The 17,536-nt window shown below is 53.1% G+C and carries 18 protein-coding genes and 1 tRNA gene (1 of these 19 only partly in view); 3 read left to right on the forward strand and 16 right to left on the reverse strand.

Annotated features, from left to right (window positions below; all coding sequences use genetic code 11):
- Positions 1-24, forward strand: a tRNA-Ser gene (locus OGX67_RS19770) (it extends 139 nt beyond the left edge of the window).
- 504 nt (positions 25-528) lie between these two features.
- Here the strand turns inward: OGX67_RS19770 and rlmC are convergent.
- The 10 genes from rlmC to OGX67_RS19820 all read right to left on the reverse strand — a co-directional run bounded on the left by rlmC (position 529) and on the right by OGX67_RS19820 (position 9,394).
- Positions 529-1,656, reverse strand: coding sequence for a 23S rRNA (uracil(747)-C(5))-methyltransferase RlmC (gene rlmC / locus OGX67_RS19775; RefSeq protein ID WP_257651858.1), 1,128 nt, complete (start codon positions 1,654-1,656; stop codon positions 529-531).
- A gap of 41 nt (positions 1,657-1,697) precedes the next feature.
- Positions 1,698-2,186, reverse strand: coding sequence for a YbjO family protein (locus OGX67_RS19780; RefSeq protein ID WP_003035378.1), 489 nt, complete (start codon positions 2,184-2,186; stop codon positions 1,698-1,700).
- A 59-nt stretch (positions 2,187-2,245) separates the two neighbouring features.
- Positions 2,246-3,091 (reverse strand): putrescine ABC transporter permease PotI, encoded by an 846-nt coding sequence (potI, locus tag OGX67_RS19785; RefSeq protein WP_003035376.1) that lies wholly within the window; start codon positions 3,089-3,091, stop codon positions 2,246-2,248.
- Complete coding sequence (gene potH, locus OGX67_RS19790) at positions 3,088-4,041, reverse strand: putrescine ABC transporter permease PotH (RefSeq protein ID WP_003035374.1); 954 nt, start codon at positions 4,039-4,041, stop codon at positions 3,088-3,090. Before potH ends, potI begins: the two co-directional genes overlap by 4 nt.
- Before the next feature lie 9 nt (positions 4,042-4,050).
- Positions 4,051-5,184, reverse strand: a complete 1,134-nt coding sequence (potG, locus tag OGX67_RS19795; protein ID WP_003035373.1) for a putrescine ABC transporter ATP-binding subunit PotG — start codon at positions 5,182-5,184, stop codon at positions 4,051-4,053.
- Between the two features lie 138 nt (positions 5,185-5,322).
- Positions 5,323-6,435 carry a spermidine/putrescine ABC transporter substrate-binding protein PotF gene (gene potF / locus OGX67_RS19800; RefSeq protein WP_003035370.1) on the reverse strand — a complete coding sequence of 371 codons (1,113 nt, stop codon included), beginning with the start codon at positions 6,433-6,435 and terminating at the stop codon, positions 5,323-5,325.
- Positions 6,436-6,868: 433 nt separating this feature from the next.
- Positions 6,869-7,345, reverse strand: coding sequence for a type III secretion system chaperone family protein (locus tag OGX67_RS19805; protein WP_003035368.1), 477 nt, complete (start codon positions 7,343-7,345; stop codon positions 6,869-6,871).
- A 90-nt stretch (positions 7,346-7,435) separates the two neighbouring features.
- Positions 7,436-8,338: a 30S ribosomal protein S6--L-glutamate ligase gene (gene rimK / locus OGX67_RS19810; protein ID WP_071697293.1), complete on the reverse strand. Its 903-nt coding sequence runs from the start codon at positions 8,336-8,338 to the stop codon at positions 7,436-7,438.
- 59 nt (positions 8,339-8,397) lie between these two features.
- The gene (gene nfsA, locus OGX67_RS19815; RefSeq protein WP_003836934.1) at positions 8,398-9,120 is read right to left on the reverse strand and encodes a nitroreductase NfsA; all 723 of its coding nucleotides are present in this window, start codon (positions 9,118-9,120) and stop codon (positions 8,398-8,400) included.
- Positions 9,104-9,394 carry a YbjC family protein gene (locus OGX67_RS19820; protein ID WP_003035362.1) on the reverse strand — a complete coding sequence of 97 codons (291 nt, stop codon included), beginning with the start codon at positions 9,392-9,394 and terminating at the stop codon, positions 9,104-9,106. The genes nfsA and OGX67_RS19820 overlap by 17 nt, the downstream gene beginning before the upstream one ends.
- Positions 9,395-9,566: 172 nt before the next feature.
- Here OGX67_RS19820 and OGX67_RS19825 point away from each other — a divergent pair, with 172 nt between their 5' ends.
- Positions 9,567-9,830 carry a GrxA family glutaredoxin gene (locus tag OGX67_RS19825; RefSeq protein WP_003035358.1) on the forward strand — a complete coding sequence of 88 codons (264 nt, stop codon included), beginning with the start codon at positions 9,567-9,569 and terminating at the stop codon, positions 9,828-9,830.
- Positions 9,831-9,864: 34 nt separating this feature from the next.
- Here OGX67_RS19825 and OGX67_RS19830 read toward each other — a convergent pair whose 3' ends face one another.
- Positions 9,865-10,245 (reverse strand): inner membrane protein YbjM, encoded by a 381-nt coding sequence (locus OGX67_RS19830; protein WP_003035356.1) that lies wholly within the window; start codon positions 10,243-10,245, stop codon positions 9,865-9,867.
- Positions 10,246-10,514: 269 nt separating this feature from the next.
- On the opposite strand from OGX67_RS19830, the gene OGX67_RS19835 reads away from it, so the two are divergent.
- Positions 10,515-12,200, forward strand: a complete 1,686-nt coding sequence (locus OGX67_RS19835) for an aspartate:alanine antiporter (protein WP_003035354.1) — start codon at positions 10,515-10,517, stop codon at positions 12,198-12,200.
- Between the two features lie 287 nt (positions 12,201-12,487).
- Here OGX67_RS19835 and OGX67_RS19840 read toward each other — a convergent pair whose 3' ends face one another.
- From OGX67_RS19840 to OGX67_RS19860, 5 genes are all read right to left on the reverse strand, one after another.
- A complete protein-coding gene (locus OGX67_RS19840) occupies positions 12,488-12,703 on the reverse strand; it encodes an ogr/Delta-like zinc finger family protein (protein WP_072053662.1) in 216 nt (71 codons plus the stop codon).
- A gap of 67 nt (positions 12,704-12,770) precedes the next feature.
- Entirely contained in the window at positions 12,771-13,871 is a 1,101-nt protein-coding gene (locus OGX67_RS19845) for a phage late control D family protein (RefSeq protein ID WP_257651857.1), read from the reverse strand.
- The gene (locus OGX67_RS19850; protein WP_257651856.1) at positions 13,868-14,353 is read right to left on the reverse strand and encodes a phage tail protein; all 486 of its coding nucleotides are present in this window, start codon (positions 14,351-14,353) and stop codon (positions 13,868-13,870) included. The genes OGX67_RS19845 and OGX67_RS19850 overlap by 4 nt, the downstream gene beginning before the upstream one ends.
- The gene (locus OGX67_RS19855; RefSeq protein ID WP_257651855.1) at positions 14,350-17,415 is read right to left on the reverse strand and encodes a phage tail tape measure protein; all 3,066 of its coding nucleotides are present in this window, start codon (positions 17,413-17,415) and stop codon (positions 14,350-14,352) included. The genes OGX67_RS19850 and OGX67_RS19855 overlap by 4 nt, the downstream gene beginning before the upstream one ends.
- A complete protein-coding gene (locus tag OGX67_RS19860; protein WP_001397628.1) occupies positions 17,408-17,527 on the reverse strand; it encodes a GpE family phage tail protein in 120 nt (39 codons plus the stop codon). The genes OGX67_RS19855 and OGX67_RS19860 overlap by 8 nt, the downstream gene beginning before the upstream one ends.
- Positions 17,528-17,536 lie beyond the last annotated feature (9 nt).

A 17,536-nucleotide genomic window follows, 5' to 3' on the forward strand; every position in this document is an offset into this window, starting at 1 on the left:
GAGTCAATCCCCGCCTCACCGCCATATTTTAAGAAGAGCTCGTACGCAAGTACGGGCTTTTTTTTCGCATGTTGCACAGCCTGGTGGGGATGAGAAGCCCGGACCGGGGTTCGACTACTGGCGCAGTCAGTTGGACAGACTGAGAGCGCAGCGAACAGGCTGCCCGCAGGGCGAGCGAAGCGAGTCAATCCCCGCCTCACCGCCATATTTTAAGAAGAGCTCGTACGCAAGTACGGGCTTTTTTTTCGCATGTTGCACAGCATGGCGGGTATGAGAAGCCCGGACCGGGGTTCGACTACTGGCGCAGCCAGTTGGACAGACTGTGAGCACAGCGAACAGGCTGCCCGCAGGGCGAGCGAAGCGAGTCAATCCCCGCCTCACCGCCATATTTTAAGAAGAGCTCGTACGCAAGTACGGGCTTTTTTTTCGCATATTGCATTTGCCGGATGCGGTGCAAGCACCTTATCCGGCCTACGAATGACGAACAACCTGTAGGCCTGATTAGCGAAGCGCCATCAGGCATAGCAGTTATTGTCGGCTGAGCAGCGTTAACACTTCATAATGCGAGGTGTGCGGGAACATATCGAAAAGCTGAACGCGTTCAATGCGATACCCAGGCAACTCACGAATATCCTTCGCCATGGTTTGCGCATTACAGCTGGAATAAACAATAAAACGCGGTGCCATGCGGGAAAGAAAATCGCACAGCGGTTTCCCAATCCCGCGACGCGGCGGATTCACCAGCACCAGATCCGGAACTTCGCCCTGAGCGGTAGCAAACTGAGTTGAATCCAACGCCTGAAAATGCAGATTCTGCAACCCAAGTTCCTGCGCCGAGTGCTTCGCGCAGGTAATCGCATCTGGCGCGATTTCAATCCCCGTCAGTTTCATTTGCGGTGTAGCGCAGTGCAGACCAAAACCCCCAACGCCGCAAAACAGATCCCACATGTGATTAACCGGAAGCTGACGCACCCAGTCGCGCGCCGTGGCATACAACTGCCCCGCCACCACCGGGTTAGTCTGGAAAAAGCTCTGTGGGCGGATCCACAACGGTACATCGTTAAAGCGTTCCGCCAGCGCCTGTTGTTCCGTCAGGAAGATTTCTGTCTCCCCTTCCATAATCGCCATATGCACCGGCTGAATATTGGCAGTGATCACTTTTAACTGTGGGAGCTGTGCCTGCAGCCAGGGCAGCGCCGCGCGCAGCTGTGCCAGTTTTGCTTCAGAACGCAGGACAAAACGCAGCATCATGCCACCATCGAACCGGCTTTCCGTTAACAGCAAATATTTCAGTTCCCCGCGTTTACGCGCAACGTTATAGGGCGTTAACCCTGCTCGGGCGATAAACGGCTTGAGCGCGGAAAATACGGACGCGAAAGACTCAGGGTAGAGCGGACAGTCGCACAAATCTTCCGGCGTACCGTCACGATGCAACATCCCCAGCAACGGTTTTTCCACGCTGCCGCTGACCACCATTTTGGCTTTATTGCGAAACGCGCTTTCCGGACCACTGACCGGCGCGCACCATTCTCCGACCGGATAATCGGCCAGCAGATTCTGTAGATCGGCTGTTTTAGCGAAGAGTTGATCGGCGACAGGCTGTGTCATCCACTGACAGGAGCGACAGCGTTCGGCGTCATAAAGTGCGCACTGCATACAAAGACCTACAAATTAACCGGGGGCCAAGATTATACACGTTATTGCAAACGGAAGAACCGCCTGCTGGACGCAGGAACAAACAGTAGCAGCAATACCAGCATATCCGGCAGTTTTTGCATCACCAGCGTATGCAGGATTTCGCGTCTGGACTCCCCCGCAATACTGAACAGTTCGGGATATCCGTAGCCCAGCGAAGCTGCCCACAGATAGACGCTGGCGATAATCTGGGTCAACAGATAGATCCAGCGTGCCCAGTTCCGTCCTTTTACCAGCGAAAATGCACAGTAAATTTCGATAAATAGCAGCACCAGACTGCCCAGAAACACCAGCGTCAAATTCCAGGTCTGCACACTGCGATGAATAAACTCACTGGTTCCACGAAACCCAAGCGTATTAAAAATCATCAACAGATCGAGACAGCGGATCATAATAATAGCCAGCGCCGCCACCTGCACCAAAGCAGGGACGTTTAAGCGAGCATGTGATGTGGATGATTTCTTAAAAAATCCCAACGCGTCGTCTTCCATGAAAACGGCGCAACCACCACAGCTGCGCCGTATAGACAGGTTGGCAGATTTTAGTTTTTTCAGCCGCGTCTTGCACGTTGGATATCGCGGATCCGTTGTTTTTCTGTTCGCGCCATCAGATACCACGCGATAAATCCGATAATTCCTACCACACCAAGAATCAGCGTCGCCAGCGCGTTGATCTCCGGGTTGACCCCCATACGTACGCTGGAGAACACCAGCATCGGTAACGTTGTGGCACCAGGACCAGAGACAAAGCTGGCAATAACCAGATCATCGAGTGACAGCGTGAAGGCTAATAGCCAACCGGAAATCACCGCCGGCATAATCATCGGCAGCGTGATGACGAAAAAGACCTTCAGCGGCGTGGCGCCAAGATCCATCGCTGCTTCCTCAATGGAATGATCCAGTTCGCGCAAACGTGAAGAAATCACCACCGCTACGTACGCTGTACAGAAGGTGACGTGCGCCAGCCAGATGGTCAGCATTCCGCGATCAGCCGGCCAGCCGATGGCGTGAGCCAACGCTACAAACAGCAGCAGCAGCGACAAACCGGTAATGACATCTGGCATAACCAGCGGCGCGGTGATCATAAAGGCGAAACCATTCGAACCACGAAAACGACCAAAGCGCACCATTACCACGGCGGCGATGGTGCCAAGGATTGCCGCCATCGTCGCAGCGCCCGCGGCAATCGTTAGGCTCATGCCTACGGCGCTTATCATCGCGGTATCGTGAAAAAGCTCGCCATACCAACGCGTTGACCACCCTGCCCAAACCGTCACCAGCTTCGAGCTGTTAAACGAATAGATAACCAACATCAGCATCGGCGCGTACAGGAAGGTAAAGCCAACTACCAGGATAAAAATACGCCACGGAGAGCGAACGACCGGTAAGTTATTCATCCGTGTTCCCCCACGCTTTTTTGCTGATATTTGTGGAACCACATGATCGGCACAATCAGTAACAGCAACATAATAATGGCGACCGCAGAAGCCACCGGCCAGTCGCGGTTATTGAAAAACTCCTGCCAAAGCACACGGCCAATCATGATGCTGTCCGGGCCACCCAGCAGCTCAGGGATCACAAACTCGCCAACAGCCGGAATAAACACCAGCATTGACCCGGCAATAATCCCGCCCTTGGTCAACGGCACAATCACGCTAAAGAAAGTCTTCAGCGGTCGGGCACCTAAATCCAGCGCCGCTTCCACCAGCGAGTAATCAATACGGGTCAGCGCGGTATAAATCGGCAGCACCATAAAGGGCAAATAGGCGTAAACAATGCCGATATAGACCGCCAGATTGGTGTGCAAAATAGTCAACGGTTGGTCGATGACGCCCAGCCACATTAGAAAGTTGTTCAGGACGCCGTTGTTTTTCAGGATCCCCATCCAGGCATACACGCGAATTAAAAACGAGGTCCAGGACGGTAGGATCACCAGCAACAGCAGAATATTACGCGTTGAGGGTTTACTGTGCGCGACGGCCCATGCCAGCGGGTATCCCAGCAGCAGACAACAGATTGTCGAAATTCCCGCCACCTGTAACGATTGCAGGTAGGCATCGAAATAGAGCGGATCGTCCGTCAGTTGCAGGAAGTTGCCTAAGTTGAGCGTGATGGATAACTGATCGTCAGCCCATGAAACGAGGTCGGTATAGGGTGGAATAGCGCGCGCCATTTCAGCCAAACTGATTTTGAAGACGATCAGAAAAGGCAGCAGAAACAGGAGCAGCAGCCACACATACGGCAGTGCGATCACCAGCTTGCGCCCGTGCTTCATTTGTAGCCGCGACATAAACAGCCTGAATCGCCCCGCGTTATCCACGCGTGCCGCAGGTTCAAGTGTACTCATCTTCGCTCCTTAAACCGTCAACACCACACAGCTGTCCGCATCCCAACATAAACGGACTTCGTCGCCCCAGGTTGGTAACCCTTTACGATAACGATGCTCATTTTGTAGCTGGGCGCTCAACATCTGACCGCTTTTCAAACGTACGTGGTACACCGACAAATCACCCAGATAGGCAATGTGCACCACTTCGCCTACCGCGAAGTTATAACCCTCTGGCGGAGGCGCTTCGCAGAGCATGATTTTTTCCGGACGCAGCGCAACATACACCGGGACGTTATCGACAACAGAAGCATCGGCGTCCACTTTCAGCGGATGCACCAGTCCTGGAGACTCAATCACCAGACCATCTTCCCGACGTTCTTTCAGCAGTCCCTCAAAAACGTTTACCGAACCGATAAACTCTGCGCTGTAACGCGTGGTCGGATGCTCGTAGATCTCTTCTGGCTCACCAATCTGGACAAATTTTCCACGATTCATGATCGCAATACGACCCGCCATCGTCATGGCTTCTTCCTGATCGTGCGTCACCATCACGCAGGTCACACCGACGCGTTCCAGGATATCCACTACCTCCAGTTGCATGCGGTCTCGGAGTTTTTTATCCAGTGCCCCCATTGGTTCATCCAGCAGCAGCAGTTTTGGACGTTTTGCCAGGCTGCGCGCCAATGCCACGCGCTGACGCTGGCCGCCAGAAAGCTGATGTGGTTTGCGTTTAGCGAACTCCTGCATATGCACGAGTCCCAGCATCTCATTCACCCGACTGGCGATTTCAGCCTTCGGCAGTTTGTCCTGCTTGAGACCAAAGGCAATGTTCTGCTCGACAGTCATATGCGGAAACAAGGCGTAGGACTGAAACATCATATTAATTGGACGCAGATAAGGCGGGACATGCGCTAAATCGACGCCATCAAGCATGATTTGCCCGGTAGTCGGCAGTTCAAATCCCGCCAGCATCCGCAGCAGTGTCGATTTGCCACAGCCGGACGCGCCGAGCAGAGCAAATATTTCACCTTTGTAGATAGTAAGATTGACGTCATCAACGGCGTGCTGACCGTCAAATGACTTGGTCAGATTGCGAATTTCAAGCAGCGGGGTCAGCGCCTTGCGGATTTTCGCTTGTGGGCGTGGGGTTGCATCATTCACTCAGGTGCTCTCCGGCATAAAACAAAGAAACGGTGCAAATAACGCACTATAACAGTGCGTATTGCCGGGTTATATGTGTCCGGGCTCAACGCTGCCCGGCAGGCACAAATCCTGCCGGGTCATGTCCCAAACATCGGTTTATTTCCCGCTTTTTACCTTCGTCCATGCGCGGGTACGTACACGATCGATCTTCGGATCCTGTACTTTCAGTGTGAACAACTTAGCTCGCACATCCGCAGGCGGGTAAATACCCGGGTTGTCACGAACTTCAGGGCTGACCAGAGCCGTCGCTTCTTTGTTGGCATTGGCATAAAAAACGTGGTCGGAGATATGCGCAATCACATCAGGGCGCAGCAGGTAGTTGAGGAACTGATAGGCTTCGTCTTTGTTTTTCGCATCGGCAGGCATCGCGAATACGTCAAAGAACGCCATTGCACCTTCTTTAGGAATTGAGAAGGAGATATTGACGCCATTTTTCGCTTCTTTCGCACGGTTTGCGGCCTGCCATACGTCCCCAGCCCAGCCGATTGCGACGCAGGTATCACCGTTTGCCAGGTCGTTGATGTACTGCGAAGAGTGGAAATAGCGAATATTCGGTCGCAGTTTCAACAACAGATCCGTTGCCGGTCCGGTGTAATCATCCGCTTTGGTACTGTTTGGATCTTTACCCAAATAGTTCAGCACCGTGGCGAACACCTCTTCGGGGGCATCAAGGAAAGAGACGCCGCAGCTTTTGAGTTTTTCCAGATTTTCTGGCTTGAGGATCAAATCCCAGCTGTCAACCGGCGCATCCGGCCCCAGCACAGCTTTAACTTTATCCACGTTGTAACCAATACCGGTCGTAGCCCACATATACGGCATCGCAAACTTGTTGTCCGGATCGTGTTTGCCCACTAGCTTCAGCAGTTCAGGATCAAGGTTTTTCCAGCCCGGCAATTTGCTCTTATCCAGCGGTTGGAATACGCCCGCGGTCAGTTGACGCTCAAGGAAGCTGGCGGATGGAACGACAAGGTCAAAGCCGGTACTGCCAGCCATGAGCTTACCTTCCAGCACTTCATTGGAATCAAATACGTCATAGATGACTTTAATTCCGGTCTCTTTTTCAAAATTAGCCACCGTGTCCGGGGCAATATAATCAGACCAGTTATATATATGCAGCGTTTTTTGTTCAGCAGCGAGCGTGCCGGCAGAGACGGCCATCAGAGCACCCGCAACCAGGCCTGATAACCATTTTTTATTTAAGGCGGTCATAATCTCTTTCCTTCTGAAAGTTCGTTAACAAACGAACAAAAATGTCACACTCTAATGATATGCAAGAAACGTGCATATTCTTTCATGCGGCACCGATGTAAAGAGAGACCTCTCCTCACGCCGCTATTGCTCGCTGGCATCCGTCCAGGCATTCAACATACATTGTGGCCGTAGAACAGGTCACAAGGGGCTGTTTAAATGATGACGTTGGTAAGCTTCGCAAGAATAACTTTAGCCAGGAATCGTGGATATAGCCCAGATTAAAAAACGTCTTTTATCAATTTTTTATGCAGGAATTGTCTATGACGTAAAGCGGAAGGCGCTGAATAGAGGTGAATAATTCTTTAATGAAAGGTTAAATACAGAATAAAAACGGGCAATACGCAACCGCTCTGGCAGCGGCTGCGCAATATATGTCCAGATTCAGGAAGAATTAATGGAGGAAATGAATTTCAGCGGTGCTATTCTGCGCATCTTCTTCAGCATTAAATAACAGCTGATGCGCACCGGCTTCAAGGATCACCATCGATATCTGCTCTTCGCTCTGGCGAACAAAACACTCAAACTGCTCAAACGTCACGCCCGGCATAACGGATAAAGACTGGCAAACCACCAGTTTTGGCAGATTATCATCCTGCATATCCAGAAAAGCTTTCACCGTCAGTGAGCTGGCATTGATCGCGGACAGATCGGCGGCCAGCGGCAGCAGTGCAGAAGGTCTGACTTCTGCCATCGCGGAAAACAGAATGACGTTATCGACCAAATCAACTTTTGCATCAAAGATGCCGTCAAAATTCTGCATGTGCGGCAAATGCAGCGCCTGACAGGTATCGCATTCAAAAAAACTCATGCCCAGGTCGTCGAGCCATTGACGCAACGTATCCAGAGTGGGAACGACCAGTGATGTCATAATAATGTGCGACCTCTATTGATGAAAAAAATACCGGCACAGCTTACGCAAAAAGAGCGAGTCATACCACGATCGCAATCGATATTGCGCTTAGCCGCCGATTTTAAGGCAAAATTCAGGCGTAGCGTGACGTTCGATCCACTGGATCATCTTGCCAGCTATGTCTATCCCGGTGGTTTTCTCCACTCCTTCCAGCCCCGGGGACGCGTTGACCTCCATGACCAGTGGCCCTCGATCAGCGCGCAGAATATCAACGCCTGCAACGTCCAGGCCCATAGTCCGGGCGGCTTTGAGCGCAATTTCTCTTTCGCGCGACGTGATACTCGCAATAGTCGCCACACCACCGCGATGGAGATTAGAACGAAAATCGCCCTCTTTAGCCCGTCGTTCAATGGCGGCCACTACTTCGTCGCCCACCACGAAACAGCGGATATCGCGCCCCTTCGCTTCTTTGATATATTCCTGAACCAGGATATGGGCATTCAGCCCACGAAAGGCATCTACCACGCTTTCTGCAGCCTGCCGCGTTTCCGCCAACACCACGCCAATACCCTGGGTGCCTTCAACCAGTTTCACCACTAACGGCGCACCGCCAACCATGTCAATCATGTCGCTGGTATCGTCGGGAGAGTGGGCTATCCCGGTGATGGGTAAATCAATTCCCTGACGCGCCAGCAGCTGTAGCGAACGCAGCTTATCGCGCGCCCGTGTAATCGCTACCGATTCATTCAACGGATAGCTACCCAGCATCTCAAACTGGCGCAGCGCCGCCGTCCCATAAAAGGTAATCGCGGAACCAATCCGCGGGATCACCGCGTCGAAATGGGGAAGCTGACGGCCCTTGTAATGAATAGAAGATGCCGCCGGACTGATGTTCATATAGCAAGAAAGGGGATCGATAACTTCAACCAGGTGACCGCGCTGCATCGCCGCTTCACGCAGGCGTTTACAAGAATAGAGCGTTCCGTCCCGGGACAAAATGGCAATTTTCACCCTGCACCTCTCTGAATGACCTGGTAAAAGCTGGCGTATCATACACTGGGTTAAAATCTTTAGCGCGTGGCCCATCCCTGTTTATGCAAATATTCCAGGATAAAGGGGCGACTTTCTTTAATGATGGTACGGCGAATGTGATCGCTCCAGGTGTCACGACGCGTATTGCTGCCGCGGGTCAGATAGTACTGCGCAAGCTGTTCGTCATACTGCGACAAAACGTCTGTATCGAGCGGCTGATACTGGTTTTCGTGCACAACAAGTGACGCAGGCAGGCGCGGCTTGATATCCGGGTTATCCGCAGGCCAGCCAAGGCACAAACCAAACAGCGGCAGAACGTGCTGCGGCAGCTTCAGCAGTTCGGTGACCGGCTCAATATTGTTACGCAGACCGCCAATGAATACGCCGCCAAGTCCCAGCGACTCTGCCGCCGTCAACGCATTTTGCGCCATCATTGCAGTATCAACCACGCCCAGCAGCAGCTGTTCCGCCAGCCCAAGTTGCGCATCAGGGCAAATCTGCAAATGACGATTAAAATCAGCGCAAAACACCCAGAACTCAGCGGCCTGCGCCACATGCTTTTGGCCGCCAGATAAGGTAGCCAGCGATTCACGCAGAGATTTATCCGTTATACGAACGATCGTCGTGCACTGTAGAAAACTGGAGCTTGACGTTCCCTGAGCTGCGGCAATAATCGCCTCACGCTGTGCATCCGAGATAGCATCATCGGTAAAATGGCGAATGGAACGGTGGCTGCGGAGTAAATCAATGGTTGGTGTCATCTCTTTTGTCTCTGTCTAAATCAGTTGAATCACCGGGTGCGCGTGACATAAGTTGCGGTGCCAGCAGTTGCGCAATACGCCACATCAACGCCACCGCAGCAGGGAGCATCAGCAGTACGCCCAGAAATATCATCACCACGCAGGCTAACGGGCTGTTAAGCGGTGCGGGCAAGGTGAGGTAATCGTTAAGCGATAGCAGCGCCAGCGATAACAAAACCATCCCAACTATTTCCAGCATCAATACGCTTTTGGGTAATACACCAATTGTGCGCATACGCGGCCTCCCGGCGAAATGGCTTTCATTATAAAACGTTCCAGCTTGCCGTGTTTAACAGATATAGCTTGAGGATATCAAAGCAACAGGCTGAACCTGCTTTCCATCCGTCACAAATCGCGGCATCATAACAAGTATTGCCATCCGGCCTGATAAGTTCGAGGAGAAAGAGATGTTTGCCGTTATTTTTGGTCGCCCAGGGTGCCCGTATTGCGTGCGCGCAAAAGAATTAGCAGAAAAATTAAGCAGTGAGCATGACGATTTTAACTTCCGCTACATTGATATCCATGCTGAAGGAATTACCAAAGCAGATCTGGAAAAAACAGTAGGTAAGCCAGTTGAAACCGTTCCGCAGATTTTCGTCGATCAAAAACACATCGGCGGCTGCACGGATTTTGAAGCCTGGGCAAAAGAGAATATGAATCTGTTCGCCTGATAGCTGTTTCTACGCCCTCAGCTTGAGGGCGTCATCAGTTCTTTTTCCGCCGTTGATGCTGATTGAATAAGCTACTGATAAATAAAAAACATAATGCGCCAAGCGCGCACCAAAACACCGCACTAAACAACCACGCCAGCTCTTGCCACAATGAACGCGTCGGCATAAAAACGAACCGCATCAGTAACAGGCAGCACGGCGCCGCCAACATTGCACCAAGAAGGGGTTTGAGTACTTCCCGACGATGGGAAAAAAAGCTTGCTGCAGCACCTGGTAAGATAAAAAACAACAATCCGACCTCAGGATGCCCTGCCGCTCTGAATGCCCCTTTCACGTTCAGCGTTAATGAAAGACACACCACAATAAAGAGCACAAAGCAGCAGACCGCACTCGCCCAACTTTGCTTATGTTTCAATCGTTCCTCCTGACACATTCTCTATCGAACACTCTTTTCGCCCGCAGGCGTCCAGTCAGATAAAGTAACTCGGCATTCCATGCCAAAAACACACCCACACGATTCTTATAGCCGTTGATACGTAATGAGATTAAACTAGCCGCATATATTGTTATGCTGCATTATTCGGGGCTGTGTACGATGCTGTCGCCCCTTAATTTCTGGCAAAAACATTAGCGTAAATTGCCATTTCTTTCAATAGCTTACTAGTAAACAAGAAGTTAGTCTCCGTGAATATAAACGTCGCAGATTTGTTAAATGGGAATTACATCCTGTTATTATTTGTGGTCCTGGCTCTGGGCCTGTGTCTGGGCAAATTACGTCTGGGTTCAGTCCAACTCGGTAATTCCATTGGCGTTTTAGTGGTCTCCCTATTATTAGGTCAGCAGCACTTTAGTATTAACACCGATGCATTAAATCTCGGCTTTATGCTGTTTATTTTTTGCGTCGGCGTCGAAGCCGGCCCCAACTTTTTTTCGATTTTTTTTCGCGATGGGAAAAATTATCTAATGCTTGCCCTGGTAATGGTCGGTAGCGCAATGCTGATCGCCCTGGGGCTGGGTAAGCTATTTGGCTGGGACATCGGCCTGACGGCGGGTATGCTGGCTGGCTCGATGACCTCAACGCCGGTGCTGGTCGGCGCAGGTGACACCTTGCGCCATTCAGGAATGTCAGGAACACAACTTTCAAGCGCTCTCGATAACCTGAGCTTGGGTTACGCCCTCACCTATTTGATTGGTCTGGTCAGTCTGATTGTTGGTGCACGCTATTTGCCGAAACTTCAGCATCAGGACCTGCAAACCAGCGCCCAACAAATCGCGCGTGAACGAGGCCTGGATACTGATGCCAATCGTAAAGTTTACCTCCCGGTGATTCGCGCCTATCGCGTTGGCCCGGAGCTAGTGGCATGGGCCGATGGTAAAAATCTGCGCGAACTGGGTATTTATCGTCAGACCGGTTGTTACATTGAACGTATCCGTCGCAACGGCATTCTTGCCAACCCGGATGGTGACGCGGTGCTGCAAATGGGCGATGAGATAGCTCTGGTGGGTTATCCGGACGCCCATGCCCGCCTCGATCCCAGCTTCCGTAACGGTAAAGAGGTGTTCGATCGCGATCTGCTCGATATGCGCATCGTCACTGAAGAAATTGTAGTGAAAAACCACAATGCCGTTGGTCGTCGCCTGGCCCAGTTGAAACTGACCGACCACGGTTGTTTCCTGAACCGCGTGATCCGCAGCCAGATTGAAATGCCTATTGATGACAACGTCGTGCTCAATAAAGGTGACGTTTTGCAGGTCAGCGGTGATGCTCGTCGCGTGAAAACTATTGCCGATCGTATCGGCTTCATTTCGATTCACAGTCAGGTGACCGATCTGCTGGCCTTCTGCGCCTTCTTTATCATCGGTCTGATGATCGGGATGATCACCTTCCAGTTCAGTAATTTCAGCTTCGGCATCGGGAATGCGGCTGGACTGCTGTTCGCCGGTATCATGCTGGGCTTCCTGCGAGCCAACCATCCAACGTTTGGCTACATCCCACAGGGTGCACTGAACATGGTGAAAGAGTTTGGTCTGATGGTATTCATGGCTGGCGTCGGTTTAAGCGCAGGCAGTGGCATTGGTAATGGCCTGGGGGCCGTCGGTGGTCAAATGTTGATTGCCGGTCTGGTAGTCAGCCTGGTTCCGGTTGTTATCTGTTTCTTGTTTGGTGCTTACGTATTGCGCATGAACCGCGCCCTGCTGTTTGGCGCCATGATGGGCGCACGTACCTGTGCTCCGGCAATGGAAATCATCAGCGACACCGCACGCAGCAACATCCCTGCGTTAGGCTATGCTGGGACCTACGCGATAGCTAACGTTCTGCTGACATTAGCGGGGACACTCATCGTCATTGTCTGGCCTGGCCTTGGTTAGCGCTGAAATTTACCCTTAAACGAAAATTTTTTGCAGGTAAGCAGAACTTTTCTTCAAGGCGTCAGTCATAACTATTGCCACTGCTTTTCTTTGATGTCCCCAATTTGTGGAGCCCATCAACCCCGCCGTTTTGGTTCAAGGTTGATGGGTTTTTTGTTGCCTGAAATTCATCCCTATTCTAATCAAACACTTAGAGAAACACTTATTAATATGTGGCGACAAAGTGGCGACAGCGCTTTTGTTATGGCGACACCAGACGTAAAAAACCCGCCAGCGGCGGGTCAATATCAGTAGGCTAATTGTTCCTGCATTCCTTGCGGATGTGGTGGTGCGGCGCTGATTTTTTGCGGCCGGCATACTGATCGCACAAAAGTTTCATGCGTCACGAAGGTATGCCCGCACTCGATGTTAGTGCACTGGTTGTAGCGCTCTTTGGTTTCGTTGGAAACCTGGAAGCTACTTCGGGTATGTGCCGCCTGCCCGCACATAGGACAATTCATCATAATAATCAGCCCTCACTATTAACCAGTTCGCAATAATGATACATCATTGTTCGCAATTTGGAACTAATCATTCAATGTCGAACTCATCTATTTGCACTTCGAGATCCATGCTGGTCGTAAATCCATTATCCGGGCTGACAGAATGCGTCAGGGTGGTAATGGTCCATTCGGCATCATCGATCGGCTGCTTAAACCCCGTCACCTTCACCGGCATTTCCGTATAGAGATCAGCCCGCCCCTCAGCGAGCTGCAGGGAAAATGAAGCAACCCCGCGCTGCAGACGTTCCCACTGCATTTTTGCTGCGCGCTCTGCATTGCTCCGGTTGGCGTAGGTACGATTAAGAACCAGCACGTTTTCATCCGTTCCCATCAGATAATCGCCCTGTTTTGCTTCCGGCTCTTTGGGTGCGGTGGCTTTCCTTCGACGGCGCTTAACACTGGTTGTCTCTTTTTTCCTGGGTTCACGCGTATGCAACCAGCTGGCAATAACACCGGTATAGGCACCACGATCAGCAAGGGTGAACCGATGACCGTCACCGGCTTTGCGCGTGATGGTGATAACCGGCAGCGGCTTGCCGCTTGCCGTTCTTCCCTGCCCCTGGCGGATAAACAGCAGGTTCCCGTCCTTAACGGAAGCAATCGCCCCATACTGTCTCGCCAGTTTCATCAGAAAACTTGCATCGCTTTCATTGGTCTGGTCCAGATGATCCAGCGCCTTATCCGTCAGGTCTTTACCCAGCGCCATTTTGAGGTTATGCCGGGCGGCGATTTCCTTTACCACCTCCCCCACCGTTGTCTGATGCCATGATTTTTCGCGCCGTGTATTGAGGGTTTCACGGAAATCTGCGCTACGCGCCCTGATGGTCAGCCGGTCAGGGGCACCGCTGTGTTCAATTTCATCCACGGTAAAAGCCCCTTTAGGGAAAAGCGGCTGGCCTTTCCAGCCCAGCGCCAGCTGAATCACTGCCCCACGTCGCGGCAGAGCGATCAGCCCGTCGGCGTCGTCCAGCTCCAGATCAAGCTGGTCCGCTTCAAAGCCCCGGTTATCCGTCAGCGTCAGACTCATCAGGCGGGTATCCAGCACGGTAGTCACGTCCTTACCTTCAATGACGATACTGAAAGCCGGGCTTTTGCTGTTCAGATTCAGGAGATCAGAATTAACGTTCACTGCAGCAATCCTCCAGCCGTGTTTTTAATCCCCCCAATCGCAGAGGCAGCAGAGTCCTGCAGGTTGCTGAGCTGGTCACTCAGGCTCCCGAACATGTCAGACAGCGATTCATCAACCCGTTTGAGGGTGATCGTAAACTCAATGCGCCTGGGCATTCCGCTTGCAAAAAACTCCGTCTTTGTCTGGTTCAGACTCTCAATGACAAACATGCCGTAAATGGTTCCGCTGCCTTCAATCAAAGGCCAGGCTTTGCCCTGCTCTGCCATCAACTCCAGCGCCAGCAATGACAGCCTGCCTCCGGTCACTTCCGGCAGCAGAACCCCGGACAGTGTCAGTGAATCATTATCCGGGCCAAGAAACTGCGTTGACGGGCGGCGGTTCACCCGGCTGTTGGCTGCATGTCGCCAGCTGCGTTGATACTGCAGCTCCTGATAAGGGACAGTACGCAGCATAAATACATATAAACCCAGCACCATCATCATGATTCATACCCCCCCTGATCGCTGAAATTGCTGCGCGCTTTTGCCCTGGCCCTGCGTTCCCGCTCGTCAAGCTGCCGTGCCACTTCACGGGCAATATCCTGCGCACTCTGTCCCGGCTGTGCAACGATATGAATGGGCGCATTTATCTCATAACGAATAACTGACGGCGGGCTGTCTGCCTTAACAGGCTGCGTCTGGTATGCACTCGAAGGCAGACTGAAGGGATGAAGCGGAGCCGCTTCTTCAGGTGTCGCAGCAACCCCCATCACGCCTGCAACGACAGAGGCAAGCGCAGCAGTACGCCGCCTGCTGGTGACATTTGCCGGTCCGTTCACAATTTCAGGGCCATTTTCTCCAACAATGCCAAACTGCCCGCGTGGAATGATCCCGCCCGTGTCGTACATCCCCGCGTAAGCCGGGAACCCGCCGGGCGGCAGCACCACTTTGCCGTCACTGTTCACCGTGGCGGACTGCTGCTGCGTGACCTGCGCGGGCAGTTTCGCATTTGCCGCCTCCTTACTGACAATACCGAGCTTTTCCAGCAGCCACGACACACCGGATTTAAGTGATTCCAGCGGGTGCATCACCCTATTCAGACCTTCCGCCAGCGCCTCACCAAACCGGCGCCCCATTGCAGCTGCGCTGTTCAGTTCTTCGGAAGTGGATTTAACCGGCGTAAGTAAATCATTGAACCAGCCCCACAAGGCCTGCACCCTGTCACCAATCCACTGAAACACGGGTCTGAGCGGCTCAAAGGCGGCGCTGATTGGCGCAGCAGCGGCTTTGAACCCTTCCACCACGCCCCCCAGAAATGCACCGATGGGCTGCCAGTATTTCCACACAACCAGCGCCACACCAGCCAGCGCAGCCACAACCAGCCCTATCGGACTGAGCAGCGCGCCCAACAGGCCAGAAATGCCAAACAGCGCGCCGCGAAGTAATGCCAGCGGACCAGAAACAAGAAAACGCAACACACCACCGGCAGCTGCCAGCCCACCCCGCAACGCCGCCAGTGGGTTCATCACCATACCGATAACATTACGGATGCCTGACATACCGGCACGGAACACGGCAAGCGGCGCACCTGCCACCGTTTTCAGTGCATTACCCACGATTCCGGCTGAGCGACGCAGGGAATTAAGCGGGGCACTCAGCAACCCGACACTGCCATCGGATGACGCCATACCCCGACGCAACAGGGAAAGTGGCGCACCTGCCAGCCATGACAGGGCACTGCCAGTACGTGTTACTGCTGCAGCAACGGAAGGTAATGTTTTTACACCCAGCACAGACAGGCCAAACCGGATCACCGCAATCGGCCCCAGCACAGCAGCTACCGCCACGGCAAGTGTACCCAGTCCGACAGTGACAGCCGCCATAGCCGCCGCCACTTTCATCAGCGTGCCAGCCAGCACGGGATTCTGCTCCACCCAGCGACGCAGCGCCCCGGTCACATCCTTAACCATGCCCATAATATCCATCAGCGGCTGGCGCAACGTTTCCCCCAGGCTGCTGAAAGCGTTCTGCGCACCCGTCTTAACCAGCAACCACTGCGCAGACAATGAATCCTTGTTAATGTCGGATTCTTTCTGCATGGAGCCATCAGCACCACTACCCGATGTGAGTTTCAACTGGCGCTGCAGCTCCGGCAGGTTGTTAGCCAGCTTTGCCGCATCATCGCCAAACTCTTTGCCAAAAAGCATCGTCATTGCAGACAGGCGCTTGTCCTGCGGCAGATTGTTGACCTTCTCCAGAACCCGCTGGATGGTGCCCATGGCATCGGTGGTCATCTGCTTTTCAATCTCCGCCGGATTGAGTTTCAGCAGGTCCATACCTTCAAAGAAGCGTTTACTTTGCATGGTGGCAATAGACAGTTCACGCACCATGGCATTAGAGGCGCTGGCGGCGATTTCCGGGGCAGCCCCAAGAGAAAGGAATGTTGAACCCAGCGCCGCAGCCTTTCGGAAGTCAAGGCGGTCAGCCACGCCCCCCATGCGCTGCAGGACGTTGATAATGTCTCCGCCCTTTGACATGGCGTTATCGTCCAGGTAGTTCAGCGCATCGCCCAGTTGTTCAATATTGCGCGTCGGCACTTTATAGAGCTGCGCGATTTTCCCCAGCCCTTCCGCCAGCTCATCGGCGGGCAGCTCAAAGGCCGTTGCAGCTTTTGCCGCCGTGGATGCAAAGGCCAGCAGGTCACGTTTCTGGTCCTCAAAGGGATCATCCTGGCTGGTCACGCCCATGCGCGCGCCCCCCTCAACCAGCGCGGCATAGTCTATAGCGCCGTTCTCCATCGGCAACTGCTCACTGGCAGCCTTGATGGCATCCTGCATGTCATAAAACTGTTTTGTACGGTTGCCGTTATCGTCACGCAGCCCGTTTACCTGCTTTGCCACGCCTTTCATGGCATCTTCCATACTGGCGTAGCTCTTAACTGCAGCCATAACCGGCGCGCCCATTGCCAGCCCCGCTGCCGTGGTGGTGGCCCCGGCTCCGGCAATGCGATCCCGTACCTCCAGACGGCGCGAATACTGATCACGAACTGCATTCATTCTCGCCTGCTGTTCACCCAGGCGTTTCAGGGATTTCTGCTGCCGCTCCAGTGCCAGTCGGGTTTCATCGGCGTTCTGCCGTAATTCACGCTGTGCGCTGCTAAGTTTCTTTGTATCAAGCCCTGCCTCATTCAGCGCAAGGCGCTGACGCTGCACTGACTGACGCAGCCCGTTATATTTTCCCTGTAAATCGGTGACGCGATTTTTAGCCTGCTCAAGCAGTCTGGCCTGTGCTGCCGTCGGGCGGTTGGTCGCAGTAAACTGCGTGGCGAGTTTTGCCGCTTCTTCGCGGGCGGCTTTAAGGCTGTTACCTGTGACTGCCAGCTGCGCGCTGGCCTTACGGAAGCCATCAATTCTGCCCGCCTGAGAATCTAACTCTTTCAGCCGGGCGCGGCTTTGCTGAATAGCGGCAGCCAGCTCTTTTGAGCTGGCCTGCGCGGATCGAAATGGGCGGGTGAGCTTGTCAACCGCATTCAGAATCACCTGCAGACGCAGGTTATTGTCACTCATCGCTGGCCCCGCTTCTCTGAATCGCTTTGTGCCGCCACTCCAGCACCTCAGTCAGCGGCATAACGTCAGTGATGGACGGCGACCAGTGAAAGATGGTGGCGATATCCGCCACCAGGTCATC

Source organism: Citrobacter sp. Cf118, assembly GCF_030334095.1.
GTDB lineage: Bacteria > Pseudomonadota > Gammaproteobacteria > Enterobacterales > Enterobacteriaceae > Citrobacter > Citrobacter freundii.